The sequence below is a fragment of the Limnochorda sp. L945t genome, assembly GCF_035593305.1.
Taxonomy (GTDB): Bacteria; Bacillota; Limnochordia; order Limnochordales; family Geochordaceae; genus Carboxydichorda; species Carboxydichorda subterranea.
On sequence record NZ_CP141615.1, the window covers coordinates 859,228 to 882,944 of the forward strand.

Annotated in this window: 18 protein-coding genes; 14 read left to right on the forward strand and 4 right to left on the reverse strand. The window is 70.7% G+C overall.

What is annotated here, in order from left to right:
- Window positions 1-74 precede the first annotated feature (74 nt).
- The 8 genes from lon to U7230_RS03990 all read left to right on the forward strand — a co-directional run bounded on the left by lon (window position 75) and on the right by U7230_RS03990 (window position 10,419).
- Window positions 75-2,537, forward strand: coding sequence for an endopeptidase La (gene lon / locus U7230_RS03955; protein WP_324717439.1), 2,463 nt, complete (start codon window positions 75-77; stop codon window positions 2,535-2,537).
- Window positions 2,534-3,418 (forward strand): prolipoprotein diacylglyceryl transferase, encoded by an 885-nt coding sequence (lgt, locus tag U7230_RS03960; protein ID WP_324717440.1) that lies wholly within the window; start codon window positions 2,534-2,536, stop codon window positions 3,416-3,418. The genes lon and lgt overlap by 4 nt, the downstream gene beginning before the upstream one ends.
- Before the next feature lie 64 nt (window positions 3,419-3,482).
- Window positions 3,483-4,475 carry an ornithine carbamoyltransferase gene (argF, locus tag U7230_RS03965; protein ID WP_324717441.1) on the forward strand — a complete coding sequence of 331 codons (993 nt, stop codon included), beginning with the start codon at window positions 3,483-3,485 and terminating at the stop codon, window positions 4,473-4,475.
- Window positions 4,476-4,554: 79 nt separating this feature from the next.
- Complete coding sequence (locus tag U7230_RS03970) at window positions 4,555-5,862, forward strand: cyclic 2,3-diphosphoglycerate synthase (protein WP_404980631.1); 1,308 nt, start codon at window positions 4,555-4,557, stop codon at window positions 5,860-5,862.
- Between the two features lie 12 nt (window positions 5,863-5,874).
- On the forward strand, window positions 5,875-7,197 hold the full coding sequence (locus U7230_RS03975; RefSeq protein ID WP_324717443.1) for an MFS transporter: 1,323 nt from the start codon (window positions 5,875-5,877) through the stop codon (window positions 7,195-7,197).
- A 154-nt stretch (window positions 7,198-7,351) separates the two neighbouring features.
- The gene (gene pdo, locus U7230_RS03980) at window positions 7,352-8,116 is read left to right on the forward strand and encodes a protein disulfide oxidoreductase (RefSeq protein WP_324717444.1); all 765 of its coding nucleotides are present in this window, start codon (window positions 7,352-7,354) and stop codon (window positions 8,114-8,116) included.
- A 44-nt stretch (window positions 8,117-8,160) separates the two neighbouring features.
- A complete protein-coding gene (locus U7230_RS03985; protein ID WP_324717445.1) occupies window positions 8,161-9,579 on the forward strand; it encodes an FAD-dependent oxidoreductase in 1,419 nt (472 codons plus the stop codon).
- A gap of 33 nt (window positions 9,580-9,612) precedes the next feature.
- Complete coding sequence (locus U7230_RS03990) at window positions 9,613-10,419, forward strand: class I SAM-dependent methyltransferase (RefSeq protein WP_324717446.1); 807 nt, start codon at window positions 9,613-9,615, stop codon at window positions 10,417-10,419.
- Here the strand turns inward: U7230_RS03990 and U7230_RS03995 are convergent.
- Complete coding sequence (locus U7230_RS03995; protein ID WP_324717447.1) at window positions 10,358-11,098, reverse strand: PRC-barrel domain-containing protein; 741 nt, start codon at window positions 11,096-11,098, stop codon at window positions 10,358-10,360. The two genes, U7230_RS03990 and U7230_RS03995, sit on opposite strands and share 62 nt — an antisense overlap.
- 83 nt (window positions 11,099-11,181) lie before the next feature.
- On the opposite strand from U7230_RS03995, the gene rlmD reads away from it, so the two are divergent.
- The 3 genes from rlmD to U7230_RS04010 all read left to right on the forward strand — a co-directional run bounded on the left by rlmD (window position 11,182) and on the right by U7230_RS04010 (window position 15,125).
- Window positions 11,182-12,642 (forward strand): 23S rRNA (uracil(1939)-C(5))-methyltransferase RlmD, encoded by a 1,461-nt coding sequence (gene rlmD / locus U7230_RS04000; RefSeq protein WP_324717448.1) that lies wholly within the window; start codon window positions 11,182-11,184, stop codon window positions 12,640-12,642.
- Window positions 12,639-13,568 (forward strand): M23 family metallopeptidase, encoded by a 930-nt coding sequence (locus U7230_RS04005; protein WP_324718179.1) that lies wholly within the window; start codon window positions 12,639-12,641, stop codon window positions 13,566-13,568. Before rlmD ends, U7230_RS04005 begins: the two co-directional genes overlap by 4 nt.
- An 81-nt stretch (window positions 13,569-13,649) precedes the next feature.
- The gene (locus U7230_RS04010) at window positions 13,650-15,125 is read left to right on the forward strand and encodes a hypothetical protein (protein WP_324717449.1); all 1,476 of its coding nucleotides are present in this window, start codon (window positions 13,650-13,652) and stop codon (window positions 15,123-15,125) included.
- On the opposite strand, the gene typA is transcribed toward U7230_RS04010, so the two are convergent.
- On the reverse strand, window positions 15,095-16,948 hold the full coding sequence (typA, locus tag U7230_RS04015; protein WP_324717450.1) for a translational GTPase TypA: 1,854 nt from the start codon (window positions 16,946-16,948) through the stop codon (window positions 15,095-15,097). The genes U7230_RS04010 and typA overlap by 31 nt on opposite strands.
- 120 nt (window positions 16,949-17,068) lie before the next feature.
- Here typA and U7230_RS04020 point away from each other — a divergent pair, with 120 nt between their 5' ends.
- The 3 genes from U7230_RS04020 to U7230_RS04030 all read left to right on the forward strand — a co-directional run bounded on the left by U7230_RS04020 (window position 17,069) and on the right by U7230_RS04030 (window position 19,737).
- Window positions 17,069-18,247, forward strand: coding sequence for a M24 family metallopeptidase (locus U7230_RS04020; protein ID WP_324717451.1), 1,179 nt, complete (start codon window positions 17,069-17,071; stop codon window positions 18,245-18,247).
- A gap of 74 nt (window positions 18,248-18,321) precedes the next feature.
- Window positions 18,322-18,633 (forward strand): FmdB family zinc ribbon protein, encoded by a 312-nt coding sequence (locus U7230_RS04025; protein WP_324717452.1) that lies wholly within the window; start codon window positions 18,322-18,324, stop codon window positions 18,631-18,633.
- 21 nt (window positions 18,634-18,654) lie between these two features.
- Window positions 18,655-19,737 carry a class II aldolase/adducin family protein gene (locus tag U7230_RS04030; RefSeq protein WP_324717453.1) on the forward strand — a complete coding sequence of 361 codons (1,083 nt, stop codon included), beginning with the start codon at window positions 18,655-18,657 and terminating at the stop codon, window positions 19,735-19,737.
- Here U7230_RS04030 and U7230_RS04035 read toward each other — a convergent pair.
- Together U7230_RS04035 and U7230_RS04040 are read right to left on the reverse strand one after the other, a co-directional pair.
- A complete protein-coding gene (locus U7230_RS04035; RefSeq protein ID WP_324717454.1) occupies window positions 19,712-21,112 on the reverse strand; it encodes a DUF512 domain-containing protein in 1,401 nt (466 codons plus the stop codon). The two genes, U7230_RS04030 and U7230_RS04035, sit on opposite strands and share 26 nt — an antisense overlap.
- On the reverse strand, window positions 21,096-23,645 hold the full coding sequence (locus U7230_RS04040; protein ID WP_324717455.1) for a glycoside hydrolase family 31 protein: 2,550 nt from the start codon (window positions 23,643-23,645) through the stop codon (window positions 21,096-21,098). Before U7230_RS04040 ends, U7230_RS04035 begins: the two co-directional genes overlap by 17 nt.
- Window positions 23,646-23,717 lie beyond the last annotated feature (72 nt).

Consider the following 23,717-nt stretch of genomic DNA (forward strand, 5'->3'; position numbering starts at 1 on the left):
TCGAAGGGCGGCCCGGCGCAACGGCTCGGGCGCCGTGGCGTTTTTTCGAGCTTTGTCGGGTGGGGGGCGGTCGCGTGGGGACGGGGGCCGACCAGGAGCTTGAGCTTCCGTTGTTGGCCCTGCGCGGGCTGGTGGTCTTTCCGCACATGGTGTCGCCCCTGGAGGTGGGCCGGCCCCGATCCGTGGCCGCCGTGGACGAGGCCATGATGCACAACCGCCTCATCGTGCTGGCGGCGCAGCGCGACCCCAAGATCGCCGAGCCGGCCCCCGCTGACGTCCACGACGTCGGAGTGGTGGCCGAGGTCAAGCAGCTCCTGCGAATGCCGGAGGGCAAGACTCGCGTCCTGGTAGAGGGCCTCTTCCGGGCACGCCTCGTCATGACCACCGAGCCCGGGCCGTCGCAGGGCGCCATGCATGCCCGGGTGGCGCCCGTGCAGGAGACCGACGACGGGCCCGGGAGCCCCGAGGATCCCGGCGGGATGCGTCGCCAGGCGCTGATCCGCAGCGTGCTCACGGCCCTCGACGAGTACGTGCGGCTGAGCGGCTATCTCCCCGCCGACTTCGTCAGCGCGATGAGCGGGGTGGCCGACCCGGGGCGCCTGGCCGACGCCATCGCGGGCCAGATTCCCTTGCCTTTCGAGGAGAAGCAGATGCTCCTGGAGGTGGCCGGCCGCCTCGAGCGCCTCGAGAAGCTGCTCGCCCTGCTGCACCGCGAGACCGAGGTGCTCGACGTGCAGCGCCGCATCCAAAGCCGCGTGCGCCGCCAGATGGAGAAGACACAGAAGGAATTCCTGCTGCGCGAGCAGATGCGGGCCATCCAGCGGGAACTCGGCGAGGCGGAAGAACGCGACTCCGAGGCGGGCGAGCTTCGCCGGCGGATCCAGGAGCTGAAGCTGCCCGAGGCCGTGCGGGAGAAGGCCGAGCACGAAGTGGCGCGCCTGGAGAAGATGGCGCCCATGTCGGCCGAGGCGGCGGTCATCCGCACGTACCTCGACTGGCTGCTGGCGCTTCCGTGGAACCGCACGACCCCCGACCGGCTCGATCTCGAGACCGCAGAACGCATCCTGGACGAGGACCACTACGGCCTGGCCCACGTCAAGGAGCGCGTCCTGGAGTTCCTGGCCGTTCGCCAGCTGGTGCGAAGCCGCCTCAAGGGGCCCATCCTGTGCCTGGTGGGGCCACCGGGGGTCGGCAAGACCTCCCTGGCGCGCTCCGTGGCGCGGGCGCTCGAGCGCAAGTTCGTGCGGTTCAGCCTGGGAGGGGTACGCGACGAGGCGGAGATCCGGGGACACCGGCGGACCTACGTAGGGGCGATGCCGGGCAAGATCGTGCAGGCCCTTCGCCAGGCCGGGACCCGTAATCCGGTCATGCTGCTCGACGAGGTCGACAAGATGAGCTACGACTTCCGGGGAGACCCGGCGGCCGCGCTGCTCGAGGTGCTCGACCCGGAGCAAAACCACGCGTTCTCCGACCACTACCTGGAGCTGCCCATCGACCTGTCCGACGTGCTGTTCATCACCACGGGCAACCTGCTGCAGGCCATCCCCCGGGCTTTGCGGGACCGTATGGAGGTCATCGCGATTCCGGGATACACCGAGTTCGAGAAGGTCCAGATCGCCCGCCGCCACCTCATTCCCCGGCAGCTCCGGGACCACGGGTTGTCCCCCAAGCACCTGAGCGTGGCTCCAGGCGCCGTGACTGCCATTGTGCGTGCCTATACCCGGGAGGCGGGGGTGCGCGAGCTCGAACGGCAGCTGGCCGCCATATGCCGCAAGACGGCCCGGAGGGTCGTCGAGGATCCGGCTTGCCGCCTCAAGGTGACGGCGGCCAACCTCCACCGGTGGTTGGGCCCGCCGCGCTACCACGACAGCCCGACGGAGGCGGAGGACCGGGTCGGGCTGGCGCTGGGGCTGGCCTACACGGATGCCGGCGGGGATCTCCTCTCCATCGAGGTGGCGGTGGTGCCGGGGCGGGGCAAGCTGTGGTTGACGGGCAAGCTGGGCGAGGTCATGCGGGAGTCGGCCCAGGCGTCCTACAGCTATGTCCGGTCCCGGGCAGAGCAGCTGGGCATCCCGCCGGGCTTCTACGAACGGCTGGACATCCACGTGCACGTGCCGGAGGGAGCCATCCCCAAGGATGGGCCATCGGCGGGCGTCTCGATGGCGGTGGCCCTGATCTCGGCCCTGACCGGCCGGCCCGTACGGCGCGACGTGGCGCTGACCGGGGAAATTACCTTGCGCGGCCGGGTGCTCCCCGTAGGCGGGGTGAAGGAGAAGCTCCTGGCGGCTCACCGGTACGGCATCGAGCAGGTGGTGCTGCCGGTGGACAACCTGCGGGACGCCGAAGAGATCCCTGCGAACGTGCGGCGCCAGCTGACCCTGCATCCTGTCTCCCACATGGACGAGGTGCTGCGGATGGCCCTCGCCGAGCGCCCCGTGCTGGCCACGCGCGTACCGGTCGACGAAAAGACGGGCGTGCCGGTGGCACCGCCGGCGGCCGACGTGGGCGGTGACGCCATGTGGCCGGAGACCGCGTGAAACCGGGGCGCGGGGCCGCCACCGTCTTGGTAGCCCTGGCGACGGCGGCCGTAGCGTGGAAGGCCGTAGCCTGGGTCCTGCCCATCTGGACGGGCGCGGTGCCGGCGGATCCGGTGGCCATCCGGATCGGGCCGGTCCAGGTGCGATGGTACGGGTTGTTGATGGCGCTTGCCTTCGTGCCCGGATGGGCGCTTGCGCAGCCCGAGCGCCGGCGCCTCGGCTTGAGCGTGGACGACCTGATCGACGTGGTCCTCCTGGGAATCCCCCTCAGCCTGCTGGGGGCGCGTCTTGCCTTCGTGGTCCAAAACGCCGTCTATTTCTGGCAGCATCCGGTGGACATGCTGCGCACCTGGATGGGGGGGCTGTCCATCCACGGCGCCCTGGCCGGCGCGATGCTGACCATCTGGGTCATGTCCCGGCGGCGGGGCGTGGCTCCCCTGGGGCTCGCCGACCTGGCCATGCCCTCGATCCTGCTGGGACAGGCGATCGGCCGGTGGGGCAACTTCTTCAACAACGAGGTGTTCGGTTACCCGACTTCGGTGCCGTGGCGTGTCTACATCCGCCCCGAGATGCGCCCGCTCGAGTGGGCGTCCGACGCTTACTTCCACCCGGCGTTTTTCTACGAGTCCCTCTGCGACGCCGCCGGCGTCCTGTTCCTGGTCTGGTACCGGCGCCGGCCCGATAGGGAGCCTGGGGAGATCACGGCCTTGTATCTGGCGACCTACTCGGCCGGCCGCTTCCTCATGGAGTTTTTCCGCCTCGGAGAGCCGCTGGCTCTGGGCCTGACCCTGGCGCAGTGGGTGAGCGTCGCGCTGGCCCTCGGCGGGACGCTCTGGTGGGCGCAGTTGCGGCGCCGGGCCCCCCGGGCGGTGGTAGAATGAGGGCGGGTTGGCGCGAGCAGGCGTATGCACTGCTGCATATGACACGGAGGGGAAGGCGGCGGGCATGGAGGTACAGGTCCAACACCTGCGTGAGTGGGAGCGGCTCACCCGGGACCCGGTAGCGACGGCACTGAGCGGCCGGGACTTCCTCTGCTTGCGGGACTTCTCCCGCACCGAGCTGGAGCGCATGCTCGAGCTGGCACGTTTGCTGAAGACGTGGCACAAGGCCGGGCTGCACGTGCGGCCGCTGGCCGGGCGGACGCTGGCCATGATCTTCCAGAAGCCTTCCACCCGCACCCGGGTCTCCTTCGAAGTGGCCATGTACCAGCTCGGGGGCCACGCGCTCTTCCTGAGCGCGCAGGAGCTGCAGTTGCGCCGGGGCGAGACCATCGAGGATACAGGGCGCGTGCTCTCCCGCTACGTCGACGCCATCATGATCCGTACCTACTCGCACGACGACGTGGTGCAGCTGGCCGCGGCCTCCACCGTGCCGGTCATCAACGGCCTCACGGACTACCTGCACCCGGCTCAAGCCCTGGCCGACTTCCTCACCATCCAGGAACGCTTCGGGCGGCTCAGCGGGGTGCAGCTCACGTACGTCGGAGACTCCAACAACGTGGCGCGCTCTCTGGCGCTCGGCGGGGCTCGCCTGGGCATGCGCGTGGTACTCTCCAGCCCCGTAGGGTATCAGCTCGACGAGCAGGCCCTGGCCATGGCCCGGGAGGATGCGCGTGCGTCGGGGGGGAGCGTCGAGGTGGAGGCGGATCCCCGCCGGGCGGTCGTGGGTGCCGACGTCGTTTACACCGACGTGTGGGCGAGCATGGGCCAGGAGGCCGACCACGACCGCAGGGTGCAGGACCTGGCCGCCTATCAGGTCAACCGGGCGCTGCTGGAGCAAGCGGCGTCCCACGTGGTGGTCATGCACTGCTTGCCGGCGCATCGCGGCGAGGAGATCACCGACGAGGTGATCGACGGGCCTCGCTCCATCGTGTGGGATCAAGCCGAAAACCGGCTCCATGCCCAGAAGGCCATTCTCACGTTGTTGTTGGGAGCCTGAAGATGGGATGGGTGAGAGGATAGATCCGCGCGGAAAGGGGAGCGGAGTCTTGGGGACGAGGCCGACGCGGGTGGTCATCATGGGGGCGGCGGGACGCGACTTCCATAACTTCAACGTCTTTTTCCGGCACCATCCGGGGTACGAGGTGGTGGCCTTCACCGCCACCCAGATCCCCCACATCGAGGGGCGGACCTATCCCCCTGCCCTCGCGGGGCCACGATACCCGCAGGGGATTCCCATCTATCCCGAGGAGGAGCTACCCCGCATCATCCGGGAGCAGCATGTCGACGAGGTGGTCTTCGCGTACAGCGACGTGCCCCACACCCACGTGATGGATCGGGCGTCGGTGGCGCTGGCGGCCGGCGCCGACTTCCGCTTGATGGGGCCCTCGACGACGATGCTCGAAGCGCGCGTGCCGGTGGTGGCCATCACGGCGGTACGCACGGGAGCGGGCAAGAGCCAGACGACCCGCCGGGTCGTGGCGATCTTGCGCGAGGCGGGGATGCGGGTCGCGGTGGTCCGCCACCCGATGCCGTACGGGCGCCTGGAAGAGCAGGTGGTGCAGCGCTTCGCCACCTACGAAGACCTCGATCGTCACCACTGCACCATCGAGGAACGGGAGGAGTACGAGCCGCACCTGGACAGGGGGAGCGTGGTGTACGCGGGCGTCGACTACGGGGCCATCCTGGACCGGGCGCAGGCGGAAGCGGACGTCATCGTGTGGGACGGGGGCAACAACGATCTGCCGTTTTACCGACCCACGCTCCACGTCGTGGTGGTCGACCCCCACCGGGCGGGCCACGAGCGCAGCTATCACCCGGGCGAGACCAACGCGCGCATGGCCCACGTGGCGGTCATCAACAAGGTCGACACGGCGTCGCCGGAGTCGGTGCAGGCGGTGCGGGAGAGCCTGGCCCGGCTCAACCCGGGCGCCGTGGTCGTCGAGGCGGAATCCCCGATCACCGTGGACCACCCCGAGTGGCTGGACGGCAAGCGGGCCCTGGTGGTCGAGGACGGGCCCACGCTGACCCACGGAGAGATGCGCTACGGGGCGGGGGCCATCGCCGCTCGCCAGCACGGCGCCGTCCTGGTGGATCCGAGGCCGTATGCGGTCGGATCCATTCGGGAGACGTACGCCCGGTATCCTCACCTGGAGACCATCCTGCCGGCCATGGGGTACGGCGCCGAGCAGGTGCGGGAACTGGAGGCGACCATCAACGCGACGCCCGCCGACGTGGTCGTGGTCGGTACGCCCATCGACTTGCGCCGCGTCGTGGCGATCCAGAGGCCCGCGGTGCGCGTGCGCTACGAGCTTCGGGAAGTGAGCAAGCCCGGGCTGGCCGAGATCGTCCACCGGCGGGTGCTGCCTGCCGTGGCCCGTCGCTAGGGCGTCCGTTGCATGGGGCTACGGGGGGCGGGCCGGTGGGGCGCCGTCCGGGCGGGCGCCCTCTCCTTCCCGGCGTTTCGGTCGTACCTGGCGGCGCAAGGCATCTCGCTGATCGGCACCTGGATGCAAGGGGCCGCCCAGGCGTGGCTCGTGCTGCAGCTCACCGGTTCGGCGGTGAAGCTCGGCACGGTCTCCGCCGTACAGAGCCTTCCGGTGCTCTTCTTCTCCCTTCCTGCCGGCACCATCGCCGACCATGCCAATCGGCGCAAGATGCTCATACTGACCCAGTCGGCCCTCGCCGCCTGCGCCGCGGTGCTGGGCGTCCTCACGGTCCTGGGATGGGTGCGGTACTGGCACGTCGTGGTCATCGCAGGGATCTACGGGGTCTTCAATACGCTGGACATGCCGGGGCGCAACGCTTTCCTGGGCGACATGGTGCCACGCGAGGCCCTGGCCAGCGCGATCGGGCTGCACTCCACGATCTTCAACCTGGCCCGCATCGTGGGCCCGGGGGTCGCCGGGTTGGTCGTGGCGGCAGTCGGCTCGGGCCCTGCGTTCTTGCTCAACGCGCTCTCCTTCGTGCCCGTGATCGGGGTGCTGGCCGGCATCCGTATCGCCGCCGACAGGACCCGTCCCCCGGGCGGCGCGCTCGGTGACTTGTTGACCCCGTCGGGCATGTGGCGCCCCGTCATGGACGGATTGCGGTACGCCCGCGCCACTCGGCCCATCCGCCAGGGGCTGTTGTTGCTGGGGATCGTCAGCCTCTTCTCGATGAACTTCCAGGTCCTCACCCCCGTCTACGCGAGCCGTGCCCTCGGCCAGGGCGCCTCGGGGTACGGCCTGCTGATGTCGAGCCTCGGGGTGGGAGCCCTGGTGGCGGCCGCCGGCCTTGCGTCGGAGCGATCGGCGGAGCCCCCGGCGTGGCGCCGGTCGGCCGGGGTGGTGCTGCTCGGCCTGGGCCTCGCCGGCCTGGCCGTCTGCCGGTGGTATCTGCCCGCGCTGGCGCTCATGGCGCTCACCGGTTGGGGGATGGTCAGCCTCTCGGTGGGCACCAACGCGATGGTCCAGCTCAACAGCGAGGAGCGCATGCGCGGCAGGGTCATGAGCCTGTACACGCTGGTGCTCGTCGGGGTGGCGCCCATCGGCAGCATGCTGGCAGGCGCCGTGGCCGACCACGCCGGGGTGGGGACCGCCTGGGCGATGGGGGGCGGGGTGGCGCTCGCCGCGTTCGCCTGGCTGAGACCGTGGGAGATCCGGGCGGTGACGAGGCGGACCGAGCTGCCCGCCGCCGGCGTCGCCGCAGGCGGTCGCGGGCAAGAGAGCCTGCCGGGGTGAGGAGCGCCTGTACCGGCCCATTGACAGGCAGGGCGGCACCGGTTATTCTCACCTCGGATATATACCCTACAGGGTATGGTAAGCACCTCCCCGGGCCACGGGGAATGGTTCGCACGGAGTAAACTAAGTCAAAGCGCACGAAGGAGGAGTGGTTGTGCCGCTTCTATCCGCCAGGGACCGGTCCTACTTGCAGGACCTCTTCCAGAAGGTACCCAACAAGGCGAAGGTGCTGGTCTTCACCGACGGTTCCGAGAGCGGTCAGAACAACTGCCAGTACTGCGGGCAGACGGTGGAGCTCATCCAGGAGCTGGCCAGCCTCAGCGATCGGGTCGAGTACGAGGTGGTGGACATCCGGGCCGAGCCGGCCAAGGCCCAGCTGTACGAGGTGGACAAGGTGCCGGCGCTGGTGCTGCTGCGGCAGGACGGCACCGACACGCGCGCCCGCTACTTCGGCATCCCGGCGGGATACGAGTTCGGGAGCCTCATTGAGGACCTCGTCGACATCTCCAACGAGAAGACCCGGCTCTCCGAGGCCACGCGCCAGAAGCTGAGCCAGATCACCCAGCCGGTGCACATCCAGGTGTTCGTTACGCCGACGTGTCCGTACTGTCCGAAGGCCGTGCGGCTCGCCCACCAGTTCGCCATGGAAAGCCCCTTCGTCCGGGCGGACATGGTGGAGGCGCTGGAGTTCCCGGAGCTGGCGGACCGATACGGCGTCTATGGGGTGCCCAAGACCGTCATCAACGAGCGGGAAGAGGTCGAGGGGGCCGTACCGGAAGCCGTGATGCTGCAGCACGTGCTGGCCGCGGTGGGCATGGCCGCGTCGCCCGAGGATCCCTGGGGCGTCGAAGAGGACGGCGAGGAGCACCACCACGGCCATGACCACGAGCACGGCCATGACCACGACCATCATCACTGAGGCGCCCGGGGCGAGAGGGGTGCGGTAGGGAGGGGGCCGTGGCGGTGGCGTCGCGGCGGCTGGTGGTCGTGGGGGGCGTGGCGGCCGGGATGAGCGCGGCCTCCCGGGCGCGCCGCGTAGACCCGCAGCTGGAGATCGTGGTCTTCGAGCGCAGCGGTTACGTGTCGTACGGATCGTGTGGCATCCCTTACTTCGTGGGAGGGCTCGTGGAGCGGCTCGAGGACCTGGTCGTCTACACGCCCCAGTTTTTCCGAGAGAAGCGGCGGATCGACGTGCACGTGAGCCACGAGGTGACGGCCATCGACCCCAGGTCCCACCGGGTGCAGGTGCGCCGGCTCTCCGACGGCGAGACGTGGGAGGCCGGCTACGACGTGCTGGTGCTGGCTACCGGAGCTTACGCCGTGAGGCCGCCGGTGCCGGGGGTGGAGCGCCCCGGCGTCTTCGTCATGCGGTTGCTTGAAGACGGGATGGCCATGCGCCGGCGCGTGGAAGAGCTGAAGGCGCCCGCGGCTGACGCGGGAAGGCCCCCTCGCGCCGTGGTGGTGGGAGCCGGGCCCATCGGCCTGGAGGCAGCGGAGAACCTGCGGCGCCTCGGTTGCGAGGTCGCCATCGTGGAGGTCATGCCCCAGGTGTTGCCGGGTTACCACCCGGAGCTCGCCCGGATCGTGGAGCAGGAGCTGCGGCGAAACGGGGTCGAGGTGTACACCGGGGAACCGGTCGCCGGGATCGAAGGGCAGGGCGAGGCTGGTCCGGCGACGGCGGTCAGCACGCCATCCCGCACCCTTCCGGCCGACCTGGTGCTGGTGGCCACCGGCGTGCGTCCTCAGGTGGCCCTGGCCAGGGCGGCAGGCATCGCTCTCGGTGCCACCGGCGCCGTGGCGGTGGATGACCACCTCAGGACCTCGGTGCCGGACATCTTCGCGGCCGGGGACGGGGTGGAAGCGTGGCATCGCGTGCTGGAGCGCCCCGTCTGGATCCCGCTGGGCACCACCTCCAACAAGCAAGGGCGGATAGCCGGCGAGAACGCCGCCGGAGGCGACGCGCGCTTTCGGGGCATCGTGGGCACGGCAGCGCTGCGGGTGTTCGACCTGGAAGTGGCCCGGACGGGCCTGACCCGGGAGGAGGCGGAGCGGGAGCCCCGCTGGGAGGCGGTGGAGGTTCACGTGCGCCACGGCAGCCGCGCCCACTACTACCCGGGGCGCGGTCCCATCGACGCCTGGCTCGTGGGCGACCGGAAGAGCGGGCGCCTGCTCGGGGCGCAAATGGTCGGCCCGGCGGGTTCGGTCGCCAAGCGCATCGATGTCCTGGCCGTCGCTCTGAGCGCGGGGCTGCCGGTGGAGGAAGTGGCGGAACTCGACCTCTCCTATGCCCCACCGTTCGCGCCCGTGTGGGACGTCGCCTTGATCGCGGCGCGGGAGTGGCTCAAGGATGCAGCGCTCGGAAGCGTACCCCACGCGGGGTGAAGGGCAGGGCCGGAAGAAAGCGGGTGGTCACCCGTGGAACCCATCAGGCCGGCGACGTGGGGTAGCGTGGAAGCCACGGTGGGGGAGGTCCTGCGCGCCCTGATGGAGCGGGCCCGGGAGCAGGGCGGGGCTGCGGGCACGACGGCCTCGCGGGCTGCGACCACGCCCGGCGCCGGTCCCCCGCGGCGGCGGAGGAGGCGCTCGCTTCCCGCGGCCGCCCGCTACGCGGCGTGGCGGGCGAGGTGGGAGCAGGCAGTCACGCTCCGCAAGCCGCTGGGGCGAGGACGGCCCATCCTCGACGTGGGGTGCTACGAGGGCGCGCTGGTGACCAGGCTGGCCGAGGTCACGGGTAGGCCCGTGATCGGCGTGGACATCAGCGACGCCGGGTTCGGCAGGGCCTTCCAACAGGCGGAGAAGGCCGGGGTCGAGGCGTTCGTCGGCTGCATGCGTTACGACGCCCATCACCTCTCGGCGCTGGGGTCGCAGCTGTTCGACGCGGCGACGCTGACTTACAGCCTGCACTGCATGCGGGCACCGGACCGGGTCCTGGCGGAGGTGGCCCGGGTGTTGACGTGGGGCGGCGTGGTGCTGGTCGTCGACTGGGTCGTGGCGACGGGGGAGCCCAAGCACGGCTGCTCCCGGCTCACGCTGGCGGAGATCGAGGAGATGATGCGGTCGGCGGGGCTCACCCCCATCCGCTCGGTCGCCCGGGACGGCGTCGCGCTGGTGGCGGGCGAGAAGCGGGAGGGCTCGATCCCGGCGGCCCGGCTGGGCGTGCTCAACGGCCGGCGCGCCGTACTCGCCGCTCGAGAGGCGCCAGCGCCAGCGAGCGCACCGTGACCCATCCCCGGCGGAGCGTCTCAGGGAGGGGGCTGTTCCCGTCGGCGGACGCTTCGACGGCAGCCTGTCCGGGAGAGGGAGGGGCACCCGCGAAGGCGGGGCCGGCCGCGCCGTCGGGCGGTGCGCCGTTGGGCGGCGCGCCGTGCTCACCGGCGCGGGAGGGGCCCCCGGCATGCGCCACCCGGTGCGAGGTGGGCCGGGTGCCGGCCCGTACCACCATGGCGTCTTCCCCCATGACCAGCAAAGAGGCGGCGGCGATGGAGAGCCGCCCCCGGAGTCGATCCGACAGCCCCTTGGGGGCGAGCAGGACCTCCAGGACGGCCCCGGAGCGCTCGTCCAGCATCAGTTCGTCGGCGGCGCCCAGGAACTCGCCGTCTTCGGTCAGCACGCGGATGCCGTACAGGCGCAGCGGCCGGCGAAGAAGGGGCTGGAGTTCGGGAAGGGCGGAGGGGCGCACGAGGGTGTCGGCGCCCTGGACCGTGATGGCGTGGAGCCCCACGCCGCGCGTCCGGCCCCACTCGAGCACCTGATCCTCCCGGGGCCAGTGGCCGGACGAGACGACGAAGGCCGCCAGGCGACGGGCGGATGGGTCGAAGATGAGGCGGCTCGTCCGTCCCAGGGCCCGTCCGTCGACGACGTCGATCACCTGCAAGCCCAGCAAGCGCCGGCTCGGTACCATCGGGATTCCCCTCCGTACTCTCCGCTCGCCGTGATAGATATGAGAGGAGTCCGAGCCTTAGTACGCCCGGAGAGGAACAGGCGGTGTCGAAGGTGCCGAGTGGCGCGCCCGGCGAGGATGCTCCCGAGGTAGGCCAGCGCCTGGTGCTCGACGTGGCCTCCCTGGATCCCCGTGGGGACGGCGTCGCCCGCACCCCGGGAGGGTTCGTCGTCTTCGTGGAAGGCGGGCTTCCCGGGGACCGGGTGGAGGCGGTGGTGAGCCATCGTGCCCGCCACCACGCGAGAGCCCGGCTCGCCCGGCAGATCCGGCCGTCTCCGCTGCGGGTCGAGGGCCCGTGCCCCGTGGCCGAGACCTGCGGCGGCTGTCCCCTCATCCATCTTGCCTACCCGGCCCAGCTCGAGGCGAAGCGGTCCGGGGTCCAGGACGCCCTCGTGCACACCGGCGGCCTCGAAGAAGCGGCGTCGCGGGTGCTCCCCGTGCGGGGCATGGAGGTGCCGTGGGGATACCGCAACAAGGCGCAGTACCCGGTGGGCCGCGGGCACGACGGCCGGCCGGTGATCGGCTTTTACCGGCGCGGCACGCATGAGGTGGTCGAGGCGCTGGATTGCAGGGTGCAGCACCCCCTCAACGTACGGCTGGCCAGGGCGACCCGAGACGCCATCGAGGAGCTGTCGCTCCCGCCTTACGACGAGGCTACGGGCAGCGGCCTGGTCCGGCACTTGGTCTGCCGCACCGGAGCGGCCACCGGGGAAGCGTTGCTGGTAGTGGTAACCGCCCGGGACGGGCCGGAGGTGCGCCAGGCGCTGGGCCAGCTTGCCGAGCGGGTGCGCCGGAGGGTGCCGGAGCTGGTGGGCGTGGTACAAAACGTCAACCCGCTGCGCACCAACGTCGTCCTGGGCAAGCGAAGCGCCGTCGTCTGGGGCCGGGAGTTCCTCGAGGAGAGGGTCGGCGCGGTGCGCCTGCGCCTTTCGGCCACGGCGTTCTTCCAGGTCAATACCCGGCAGGCGGAGGTCCTGTACGGCGAGGTACGACGGCGAGTGGAGACGTTCCTGGAGGCCCGCGGCCAGCTGGGCCGGGGTACGCTCCTGGATCTCTACTGCGGCGTTGGCGGCATCGGGATCGCCGCCTCCGACCGGGTCGGCCGCCTGATCGGGGTCGAAGAGGTGCAGGAGGCGGTCGACGACGCGCGGCGCAACGCCGAGCTCAATGGGGTGCGCCACGCCCGGTGGGTGGCCGGCGACGTGGAGGAGGTATTGCCGCGCCTCTTGCAGGAGGGAGGGGAACGGATGCGGCCGCTGCTCGTGGTGGTCGACCCGCCCCGCAAAGGGTTGGACGCGGCGGTGGTGCGGGCGCTGGTCAGGGCGCAGCCTGAACTGTTGGTGTACGTCTCTTGCCATCCGGTGACGCTCGCGAGGGACCTGCGGCAGTTCGTCAAAGGGGTGGAGGCGCAGGGCCTCACCTACCGGTGGGATCCGGTACAGCCGGTGGACATGTTTCCCCAGACGGCCCACGTCGAGGTGGTGGCGAGCCTTTGGCGAGCGTGACAGGCGCATCCCTTGCCCCGAAGCGGTGTACGGCGCTCCTGCTGGCCGTCCTGGCGGCGGTGCTGTGGGCAGGATGGCAGGTCGCCGGGGGAAGGGCGACGCCCGGCGTCCGGTTGCGGCTGGCGCCCCGGGAGGCGACCCCCGGGCAGTGGGTCATGGTGAGGGTGGAAGGGGCGAAGGCGCACCGCCTCGCCGGGGAGTGGGCCGGCCGGAGCTTCCCGTTTTACGATGACGGTGCGCAGGGCGCCGTCGCGCTCGTCGCCGTCTCCTACTTCGTGCAGCCGGGCAAGCACCCGCTGGTCGTCCGGGAGGACGGAAAGGAGGTGGCGGCGGCCGAGGTCCCGGTGCGGCCCAGGGCTTTTCCCGTGCAGCGGCTGCGCGTCGATCCCGGCAAGGAGGCGCTCATCCGCCCGCAAGATCCGGCAGACGTGGCCCGTCGCCGCCGGGAGGACGAAGAGGTCGCCCGGGCCCGCTCTCGGAGCAATCCCCGCCCGCTGTGGCAGGGGCCGTTCGTCTGGCCGCTCGCCCGTCCGTACCGGCTGACGAGCGAGTTCGGTCTCGTGCGGGAAGTCAACGGCGCGCCCAGCGGGCGCCACTCCGGTCTCGACCTCGCGGCCCCCGAGGGCACCCCCGTGCACGCCCCCAACGGCGGCCGGGTGGTGCTGGCCAGAGACCACCTGGCCACCGGCAAGACGGTCATCCTCGACCACGGATGGGGGTTGTTCACCTCTTACCTGCACCTCTCGTCCATCCGGGTGCGCGAGGGGGCTTTCGTGAGCAAGGGGGAGATCCTCGGCACCGTCGGGGCTACGGGTTTTGCGACCGGCCCCCATCTCCACTGGGCCGCCTACCTGCCGGGTGGCTACGTGGATCCCCGCAGCCTCATGGAACGCTGGCCTCCAGAGTCCTCCTCGCCTGGCAGTTAGAGGTCAAGACCTCTTTGGCGTCGAACTGCCCATGGCGATACGGCCAGGCGAGCCAGGGATGGGGGAAGGCGGGAGGCCGCCATGTCGCAGCAAGGAGAGCGGGTCCCCTCGAGTCGGGTGCCCGGAGTCGCGGGGGTCAGCGCCCTGGCCGCGCCATCGGCCAACGCGCGCCGGCCCGCCGGGCACTTCGTCGCCGTGACGGTCATCGTCCTGGTGCTGGGCATCGGCGGCGCCATCTTCGCCGGCGGCCGGGTGGGGCGCAACGTGACCGACGCTTTCGCCGCGCTCTACGATGCCTGGGATCACCAGAGCCGCAGCCTGGAGCAGCTCCAGGGCGAGATTCGCGGGATGCAGCAGCAACTCACCGAGTGGGGCGCCCTCGACCAGAACAGCGGGCCCCAGGCGGCGTCGGGGGTCCTCGTCATCAGCCGGGATCAGGCGGCCGAGCTCGCCCAGCGCCTGCGTTCCCTGGGTTCTGACATGGACTCCTTGCGCCGGGTCATCGGCCAGCGCCAGTCCATCATCGGGCAGACGTCGGAGCGGGTCCGCCGGGACGCCACCGCCAGCCTCTGGTCGGTCGCGCTGGGCATTCTCGTGGCGGGCCTGATCGGCAGCGTGTGGCTTGCCCGCGTGACGGTAGGGCCCATGGGGGAGCTGCGCCGGCGCCTGGAAGTCGCCGACCAGGGCCAGCAGGCTCTCGCGTCGGCGCTGGGCTCGTGGATGGGCCGGATCGGCGACGGCGTGCGCGACTGGCGCTTGGTCGCCGAGTCGCAGAGCATGGCCCTTGCCTCCTTGCGGGAGCGCCTCGATGCGGTGGCGTCGGCCACGTCGGCGGTGGCCGGCCAGGCGGAGGGCGTCGCCCGGGCGATCGAGGAGTTCGACGCCATGGCGGAGCGGGTCCGGGATTTCGGCGGAGAGTCGAAAGTCCTGGCCCTGAGCGCCGCCATCGAGGGAGCCCGGCTGGAGGCGCAGGGGCGCAGCGTGGCCGTGGTGGCCGAGGAGCTGCGCCGGGTCGCCTCCGAAGCGCGGGAAGTGGTCCGCCAGGTCTGGGATCTCAAGAACCGCCTGGACGAGGGCGCCGACCGTTCGCGCCGTGCGGCGGCCGAGGCGGGCAAGCAGATCGGCCAGATCCGGGAGTCGCTGCAACAGGTCAGGGACGAGGCGATCCGTCTCGCCCGCGGGCTGTTGGCGCTACAAGAGCGGGCGCAGCTCGCCGGCCAGGCCGCGCAGGGATGGGCCGCCAAAGGGGCAGGGTCCAGGAGCTCGCTGGAGCTGCGGGCGGCGGTGGATCGGGCGCTGTCAGGGGAGATGACGGTGCGGCCCGCGACCGCCCGCGAGGTGAGCCGCGAGGAGCGGGTGGCGCTGGCACAGGCGAAGGGGCATGAAGAGGCGGCGACTGCCACGGAGCGCCAGGAAGACGGCCCGGCCTCCCAGGGGCAGCCCAGGGCGACGGGCCCCGGGGGGGAGGAGGCGCCGTTACCTCCCGCCTCTGAGCGCACGGCCCCGCCGGCCGAACGTGCCGAGCGTCAGGAGGGGCCGGCCGAGCGCTCGGCGTAAGAGGTCTGGAGCTGCCTGCCGTTGCCCGGGGCGACCCCCTGCACCGTGGGCCTCGGTGCCTTGCGGATGCGTACCGACGAAGGCGTCACCTCGACCAGCTCGTCGTCGTTGATCCACTCGAGCGACCGCTCCAGGTCCATCGTACGCGGGGCATCGAGCTTGACCGCGACGTCGGCGCTGCTCGCACGCATGTTGGTGAGCCGCTTGGCCTTGCAGATGTTGACGGTGATGTCCTGCGGCCGGGAGTGCTCGCCGACGACCTGGCCCGCGTACACCTTCACCCCGGGAGGCCAGAAGAGCACGCCGCGCTCCTGGAGGTTTTCGATGGCGTAGGCGGTGGTCATGCCGGTCTCGGTGGCCACCATGGCGCCGCCCGACCTGGCCCGCAGCTCGCCCACGAAGGGGCCGTAGTGGTCGAACACGTGGTACAGGATCCCCTCGCCTCTGGTCTCGGTGAGCAGCTGGGAGCGAAAGCCAATGAGACCCCTGGACGGCACGTAGGCCCGGATCCGCACCTGGCCGCCGCTTTGGGGCTCCACCTCCAGGACCTCGGCGCGCCGCGAACCGAGCAGCTCCATGACGGGCCCTACCGCATCGCCGGGCACGTAGAGCACGGCCTCCTCGTACGGTTCTTGGACCTGCCCGTCCTGCTCGCGCAGAATCGGGCGAGGGCGGGAGACCTGGAGCTCGTACCCCTCCCGCCGCATCTTTTCGATGAGGATGGCCAGGTGGAGCTCGCCGCGCCCTTTGACCTCCAGGGTGTCGGGCGAGGCGGTGGGCACGACCTCCAGGGCCACGTCGGTCTCCGCCTCCCGGAGCAGCCGCTCCTTGAGCTGGCGTCCCGTCACGAACCGGCCCTCCTGGCCCGAAAAGGGGCTGTCGTTGACGAGGAAGTACATGCTGATGGTGGGCGCTTCGACCCGGATGGGAGGAAGAGGGCTGGGGCGCTCCGGGTCGGTGATGGTCTCCCCGATCTCCAGGGCCTCGATGCCCGTCACGGCCACGATGTCGCCGGCCTGCACCTCGGTAACCTCTTCCCGCTTGAGGCCGAGGAAGGTCAACAGCGTGCCCACCTTGGCCGGGCGGAGCCGGCCCTGGCGGTCGCTCACCATGACCGGCTGGCCCGCGCGCAGGGTACCGTTGACGACCCGGCCGATGCCGATGCGACCCAGGTACTCGTTGTAGTCGAGGGTGGTCACCAGCACCTGCAGTGGCGCGCTGGGATCGCCCGAAGGGGTGGGCACCTCCTCGAGGATCGCCTCGAACAGCGGCCGCATGGTACCCGACCGAGCCGCGGGGTCGGCGCTCGCCCACCCCTGGCGCGCGGAGGCGTACAGCACGGGAAAGTCGATCTGTTGCTCGTCCGCCCCGAGCTCGATGAACAGATCCAGCACCTCGTCCAGCACTTCTTTGGGCCGGGCGTTGGGCACGTCCATCTTGTTGATGACGACGATCGGCTTGAGATGGGTCTCGAACGCCTTGCGGAGCACGAAACGCGTCTGCGGCATGGGGCCTTCGAAGGCGTCGACGACCAGCAGGGCGCCGTCCGCCATGCGCAGCACCCGTTCGACCTCGCCGCCGAAGTCCGCATGCCCCGGCGTGTCGATGATGTTGATCTTGACGGGGCCGTAGAGGATGGCGGTGTTTTTCGCCAGGATGGTGATGCCCCGCTCCCGCTCCAGCTCGTCGCGATCGAGGATGCGCTCTTCGAGCTGCTGGTTGGCGCGAAAGAGCCCGCTTTGCCGGAGCATGGCGTCGACCAGCGTCGTCTTGCCGTGGTCGACGTGGGCGATGATGGCCACGTTGCGGATGCCGGTGTTCACGTTCGTGGATGGCACCTTCCCGTCCGGGACCATGAATCTACCACGAATCCGCACCGCAAGCCAGGTACCCCACGCGCATACGGCGAAACTTCCCGGGGCCGCGAGAGGGGGAGCCTGACCGTGAGGGACGAGACGGAGGCAACGGCACTGCGGCGCCGGGAAGTGGAGACCAAGCAGCGGCGGATCGAGGAGATGCTCCAGTCGCTCAAGCTCGACGGCGTGATCCTGACCCGGCGGGCCAACTTCGCGTGGATGACGGCCGGAGGCGACAACCACGTGGGGCTGGCCACGGAGATCGGTAATGCGTCGCTCCTGGTCGAGCCGGGGCGATGGACGCTCATTGCCACCAACATCGAAACTCCCCGGGTCGCCCGGGAAGAGCTGGAGGGCGTCGCTCCACGGGGCAACCTGGACGTGGAGGCGGTGCCCTGGCACCTGGGGGTCGAGCCGGCCATCGAACGGCTGGTGCACGGCCGGCGCATCGCCTCCGACACCGGAATCGCCGGCACGCCCAACGTGCAGGCCGCCCTGGCGGGGTTGCGCTTCCCGCTCACGGCGGAGGAAGTCCAGCGGCTGCGCCGGGTCGGGGCGCTGTCTCGCGACGCGCTCGAACAGGTGCTGGCCACCGAGGTGGCTCCGGGCATGACCGAGCTGGAGGTGGCGGGGCGCATGACCCGGGCCTTGTGGGAGCGGGGCCTGGAGGGGACCGTGGTGCTGGTCGCCGCCGACGACCGTATTCGCCAGTACCGCCATCCCATTCCCACAGGGCGGGCGGTGGAGCGGTATCTCATGGGGGTCATCTGCGCCCGGCAAGGCGGGCTCATCGCCGCGCTGACGCGCCTCGTGCACTTCGGCAGGATCCCGGGGGATCTGCGGGCCCGGCACGAGGCCGTCTGCCACGTGGACGCCGCCCTCATGGACGCGACCCGGCCGGGCGCGCGGGTGGCCGACATCCTGCTGGCAGGCCAGGAAGCTTACCGGCGCCACGGTTACCCGGACGAGTGGAAGCTCCACCACCAAGGGGGGGCCATCGCCTACGCGGAGCGCGAGTACCTGGCCACGCCCCAGAGCGTGCAGGTCGTCAAGGCGCCCGGCGCCTTTGCCTGGAACCCCAGCATCACCGGCACCAAGTCGGAGGACACCATCCTCGTGGGCGCCGCCGATGGGCCGGATCCGGGCCGGGTGGAGATCATCACGGCCCACGGGCCCTCGTGGCCGGGCGTCGAGGTGGAAGCCGGGGGCAGGCGGTGGGTCCGTCCCGGTATCCTGGAGCTTGCCATGCCGGGCACGACTCGGTAAGGTAATCTTGTCTACCATCCAGTCATGATAACGCTGGTATATCCTCGACGTCTCGGGGAGGGCGAGGGGTCGGGGTGATCTACGAGTACCGCTGCAAGCAGTGCTCGAAGCGGTTCGACGTGCACGCCACGCTGGCGGAGAAGGAGGCGGGCCTCTCTCCGGTTTGCCCGTCCTGCGGAAGCACCGACGTGGCCCGGCTCTTCGGCAACATTATGGTCCTGCGCTCGTCCCGGGGCGGAGACGGGGATGCCGGCTCCGGCGACGACGGCGGCCTGGGAGACGGCGGGGGCCCGGGCTCCGACCGGGGCCCGGGCGGGGACGACTTCGGGGGCGACTTCGACGGTCCCGAGGATCTGGACGGCGGGGACGATTTCGATGAGCTGTAGACTTGGGGGTGCGCCAGACTGATGAACTTCGCCATCGTGGGAGAGCGCTCGTCGGCGGTCCAGCAGTGGCTCGCGGACGGCTTGCGGGCTGAGCTCGAGCGGCGCGGCAACGTCTACGAGGAGACCCCCAGCCGGGACGTCCGGTTGGTGCTCAACTTCACGGACATGGAACATCCCAGGCCGTACCGGCGCCGGGCCCGGGCCACGTTCGTCTGCTCCGTGGTGGTGGGCCAGGAGCCTCCCAAAGACGTGCTGCGCGCCGGATACCCGGTGCTCATCCGGTCCCTCTCCAACCTGCTGCTGTACGCCGTACCCCAGGACGGCAAGGTCGACACGCACTTCGTGACCCTCGAGCAGGGATACTACACGGTGCCCTTCGACGCCGACGAGCGATCCTACTTCGCCCGGCTCTACGAGCGCCTCCATCCGCTGGCGTCGTCCAACCTGGTCATCGACAACGTCTTCGAGCCGGACCTCCCACCCGAGCTGTGGGAGGGGGACGCCGCGGTCGATCAGATCCGCCGGACGAGCCGGCGGCTCGGCGAGCTCGACCTCTTGCCCGCGCCCTTCCCGATTCAGGAGATCCTGCCGCCGGAGGACTTCCGGCACGTCCAGCACCTGTACGGCATCGGCGGCCTCAGCTACGGCAACATCAGCGCCCGCCGGGACCGGCACAGCTTCTGGATGAGCGCAAGCGGGGTCAACAAGTACAAGCTGGAGAAAGTCGGGCAGGACATCCTCCTGGTCAAGGGGTACGACGCCGAGAAGAACGCGATCGTCCTGAGCGTCCCGCCCAACGTCACCCCGCGCCGGGTTTCGGTGGACGCCATCGAGCACTGGATGATCTACACGGAGCACCCCCAGGTGGGCGCGATCCTGCACGTCCACGCCTGGATGGACGGGATCAAGTCGACCCTCGTCAACTTCCCCTGCGGCACCCTGGAGCTGGCCCAGTCGGTGGCCAATCTGGTGAGAGAAGCCCCCGACCCGGGGAGGGCGGTCATCGGGCTTCGCAACCACGGGCTGACCATCACGGGTCCGGATCTCGACGAGATCTTCGAACGGATCGACGGGCGCCTCATCCGGCAGGTGCCGATGATGTGAGGGTTGCCCCTGCGGTGGCCGACCAAAGGGCCTGCCCGTCCGCGTCGATCGCCTCGACGGGCGCGGGCAGGCCTTCTCGCAAGTCTTGAAGGGGCATGTCGTCCAGGAAGACGGGCTCGTCGGCCTTGAGCGCGACGTTGGGGACGTAGACGGCATCGAAGCGACCGAGGTCGGGCAGGCGCTCCAGGGAGGCCCGGATGTCGGCGCCGGTCAACAGGCCCGCGACGGTGACGGTCGGTCCGTAGAACTGGTTGACCACCGGGTGCACCCGCACCTCGAGCCCGGGATGCCGCCGCTCCAGCCGGCGGGCGAGCGCCTCCAGGAACGGCCGGGCCGACGTCCCGGTCACCCACAGAACCCGCCGGCCCCCGGGCAGCCTCCCGGCGCTCCCACGCTGCCGGCGGACGGCGCCGGCCTCGGCCGCGTAGAACTCGTCGAGCAGCCGGCGAACGAGGCCAATCCCGTTGGAAAGCTGCGGGAAGTCCTCGTACGCCTCCCGGGGCGGTACCCACCGGCCGGCCAGGGAGTACCACTCGTCGGCGGGGAAGACCAACCGGGTGCCCAGGTCCTGCAGCAGCCGCCGCTGCCAGGCGTGTACCTGGCGCAAGACGGCCGCCGCCTCCGGTGCCCGGTACGGGCGTAACGGGTGCAGCCGCTGGCGGAAGCGGGTCAGCCCGACCGGCACCACGGCGATCGACCGCACGTGGGGGTAGAGCGCCGCCAGGTCGGCGATGCTCCGATCCAGGTGCTCCCCGTCGTTGATGCCGGGACACAGCACGAGCTGCGTGTGGACCTGGATGCCGGCGGCCGCCAGGCGCCGCAGCTGCGCCAGGATCCCCCGGGCCGCGTCGGTGCCCATGAGAAACGCGCGCAGGTCGTCCTCGGTGGAGTGAACCGACACGTAAAGCGGCGACAGGTGCTGCTCCAGCACGCGCTGCCAGTCGGACTCCGTCCAGTTGGTGAGGGTGACGAAGTTGCCGTCCAGGAAGGAGAGCCGTAGATCGTCGTCCATGATGTACAACGTGCGGCGCATGCCCTTGGGCGACTGGTGGACGAAGCAGAAGATGCACCGGTTGACGCAGGTGATGATCCGGTCGAAGAGGGGATCGGAGAAGCGAAGGCCCAGGTCCTCGTCTTCGTCCTTCTCGATCTCCACGACCCACGTCTCGCCGTCCGGCCGGCGCACCTCCAAATCCACCCTGTCCTGTGCCGCAGCGTAGTGCAGCTGCACCAGGTCGCTGGCCGGCACGCCGTTGATCGCCACGATCTGGTCGCCGGGCCGGATGCCGGCCTCGTCGGCCAGCGACCCGGCCCGCACCTCCGACACGATGGCCCCCGGCTTGAGGGCGGCTTTCGGGTTACGCCTGACCGGCACGATCCCACTCCGCTTCGAGCACGCCCGGCTCGGCCGTCTCGGGCAGCCGGACGACCAGCTCGCTCCCGGCCCGCTCGTCCCAGACCGGGAGGGGGCCGACCGCCGTCCCGGGAGCCGGCCCGGAGCTCGCCTCGTCTTGGAAGGCTGGGGCCAGCGCCTGCCCGGATCGGGGTACCGGCTGCCCCTGCCAGCGCACCGAGCGGCAGGCTCCCGGCGGCCGCTGTACCACGACCTCGAAGTAAGGGCGACCAGGTCGCCAGGCGCCTTCCCGAGGGCCGGCTTTCAGCAGGAGCCGGAGGCGCCCTTCGGCCCTGGATCCGGACCACTCGGCGTCGAAGCGCCGGCGCGCGTACGCTCCCTGCTGGTAGTCGAGGCTCTCCCCGTCGTCCTCGTACAGCCACGTCCAGGCGAACGCGCCATGATCCCCCGCGGGCGCCATCAGCAGGAGGCTCACCCGGTCGTCCTGGCGCAGCTCGCCGGTGTGCTGGGCAAGCGGCGCCAGGGGCACCGGCGCGCCAGCCGCCACGAAGACGGGGATCTGGTCGAGGGGCGCCTCCACCAGCGCGTACGCCGGACCGGTGATGCGGACCGGCTGGCGGAGGTGGACCCACTCCCCGGCGGGCAGGTAGACCATCCGCCGCCGTGCTCCGGGCGTGATGACCGGCGCCACGAGCAGGTGCGGGCCCAACAGCCACTGATCCTGGACCCTTTCGGCCTCGGCGTCGCCGGGATGGTGCCACAAGAGCGGCCGCATCACGGGCGTGCCCCGGGAGGCCGCCTCCCAGAACAGGGTGTACAGGTAGGGCACCAGCCGGTAGCGCCATTCGATCGCGTCGCGGCAGACGCGCTCGATCTCCTCGCCGAACCGCCACACCTCTTGCGGGCGCGCGTCGATGGCCGCGTGGTTGCGGAAAAACGGGGTGAACGCTCCGGCCTGGGTCCAGCGGGCTACGAGTTCGGCCGTCGCATGATCGGCGAACCCGCCGACGTCGGCGCCCGCCCAGGCGATGCCCGAGAGGCCCATGTTGAGCAGCTCCGGCACCATCATGGCCAGATGTTCCCACCAGCTCGAGTTGTCGCCGGTCCAGACGGCCGCGTAGCGCTGGATGCCGGCGAAGCCGGCGCGGCTCAACACGAAGGGCCGTACCCCGGGCCGCAGGGCGAGCTGCGCCTCGTACGCCGCCTTGCTCATCAACAGGCCGTACAGGTTGTGCGCCTCGGCGTGGAGGAGCGGCCGCTGCTCTTCGGCAGGGCGCTCCAGGTCGGGGCCGTGCACCGCATCGAGGTCCAGCGTGCCTGCGGGGAGGGGGTGGCGGAAGTTGGCCGGCTCGTTCATGTCATTCCAGATCCCGCTCACCCCGCGCCCGATGAGCTCCCGGTGCCACTGTGACCACCACCTGCGCACCTCCTGGCGCAGGAAGTCGGGGAAAATGGTGGGGCCGGGCCAGACCACGCCCTCGAAGGGCTTGCCGTCTTTCTTGCGGACGTAGTACTGCCGCTCCAAAGCCTCGGAGTAGACCGGGTACTCGGGATCGATCTTGATCCCGGGGTCCACGATGGTCACGACGCGCAAGCCCTGCGCCCGCAGCTTCGCCATCATGCCCTCGGGGTCGGCGAAGCGCACGGGATCCCAGGTGAAGACCCGGTACTCCCGCATGTGGTCGATGTCCAGGTAGATCACGTCGCAAGGGATGCGCCGGTTGCGGAGCTCCCGGGCGACCTGCAGCACCTCGTCCGCCGTCTGGTAACCCCAGCGGCTCTGCTGGAAGCCCAGGCTCCACCGCGGCGGGAGCGGCATACGGCCCGTGAGCTCCGTGAAGCGGGCCACGACCTGCTCCAGCCCCGGGCCGGCCATCACGAAGTAATCGAGCTGTCCGCCGTCGAGGTGGATCCCCAGCCGGTCCGGGCGGGTAGCGCCCAGATCGAAGCGCGTCCGGTAGGTGTTGTGGACGAACAAACCCCAGGCGCGGCCACGGTCGTAGACGACCAGGAAGGGGATGGACTGATACAGGGGGTCGGTGGTGGGAAGGTGGGGGGTGACGTCCGTGTTCCACATCTGGAGGATGCGGCCGCGCCGATCCATCCACCCGGTCTTCTCCCCCAGCCCGAGGCACATGGAGGACGGGCTCAGCTGCTTGAAGAGCTCGAGGTGCGGCTTGCCCTCCCGGACCGGCAGGTCGGGGTCGTCGGCAGCGATGGGCTCGGGATGGCCCTGAGCGTCGATGGCGAGCGCTCCGTTGGCCCGCCGGACCCTTACCGCCAGCTGCGGAGTGCTGAGCGTCCACCCGTCGGGGGAAGCTTCGAGGCGGACGGGGAAGTCCGCGGGCCACTCGCTCTCCGGGCGGGCCAGCGCCCACGCGAGGGTCTCGGGGGGCTTCTCCGGCGGAACGTAGCGCACCCGGATCAGGTCCGGCGCCCAGGCTGCCACTTCGAGCCTGCGGCCCTCGGGGTCTTCGAGGAGCAGGCTCCGGCCGTCTCCGGGAGGCAACGGAGTGAACGGGCCGGGGTTTGCTCGCTTCGCCACGTCTGGCATGGTGCGACTCCTTTCGAAGAGCAGGGAGAAGGACTCATGGGTGCTGCAAGCCCCTACTGAGCGTGCCATCGG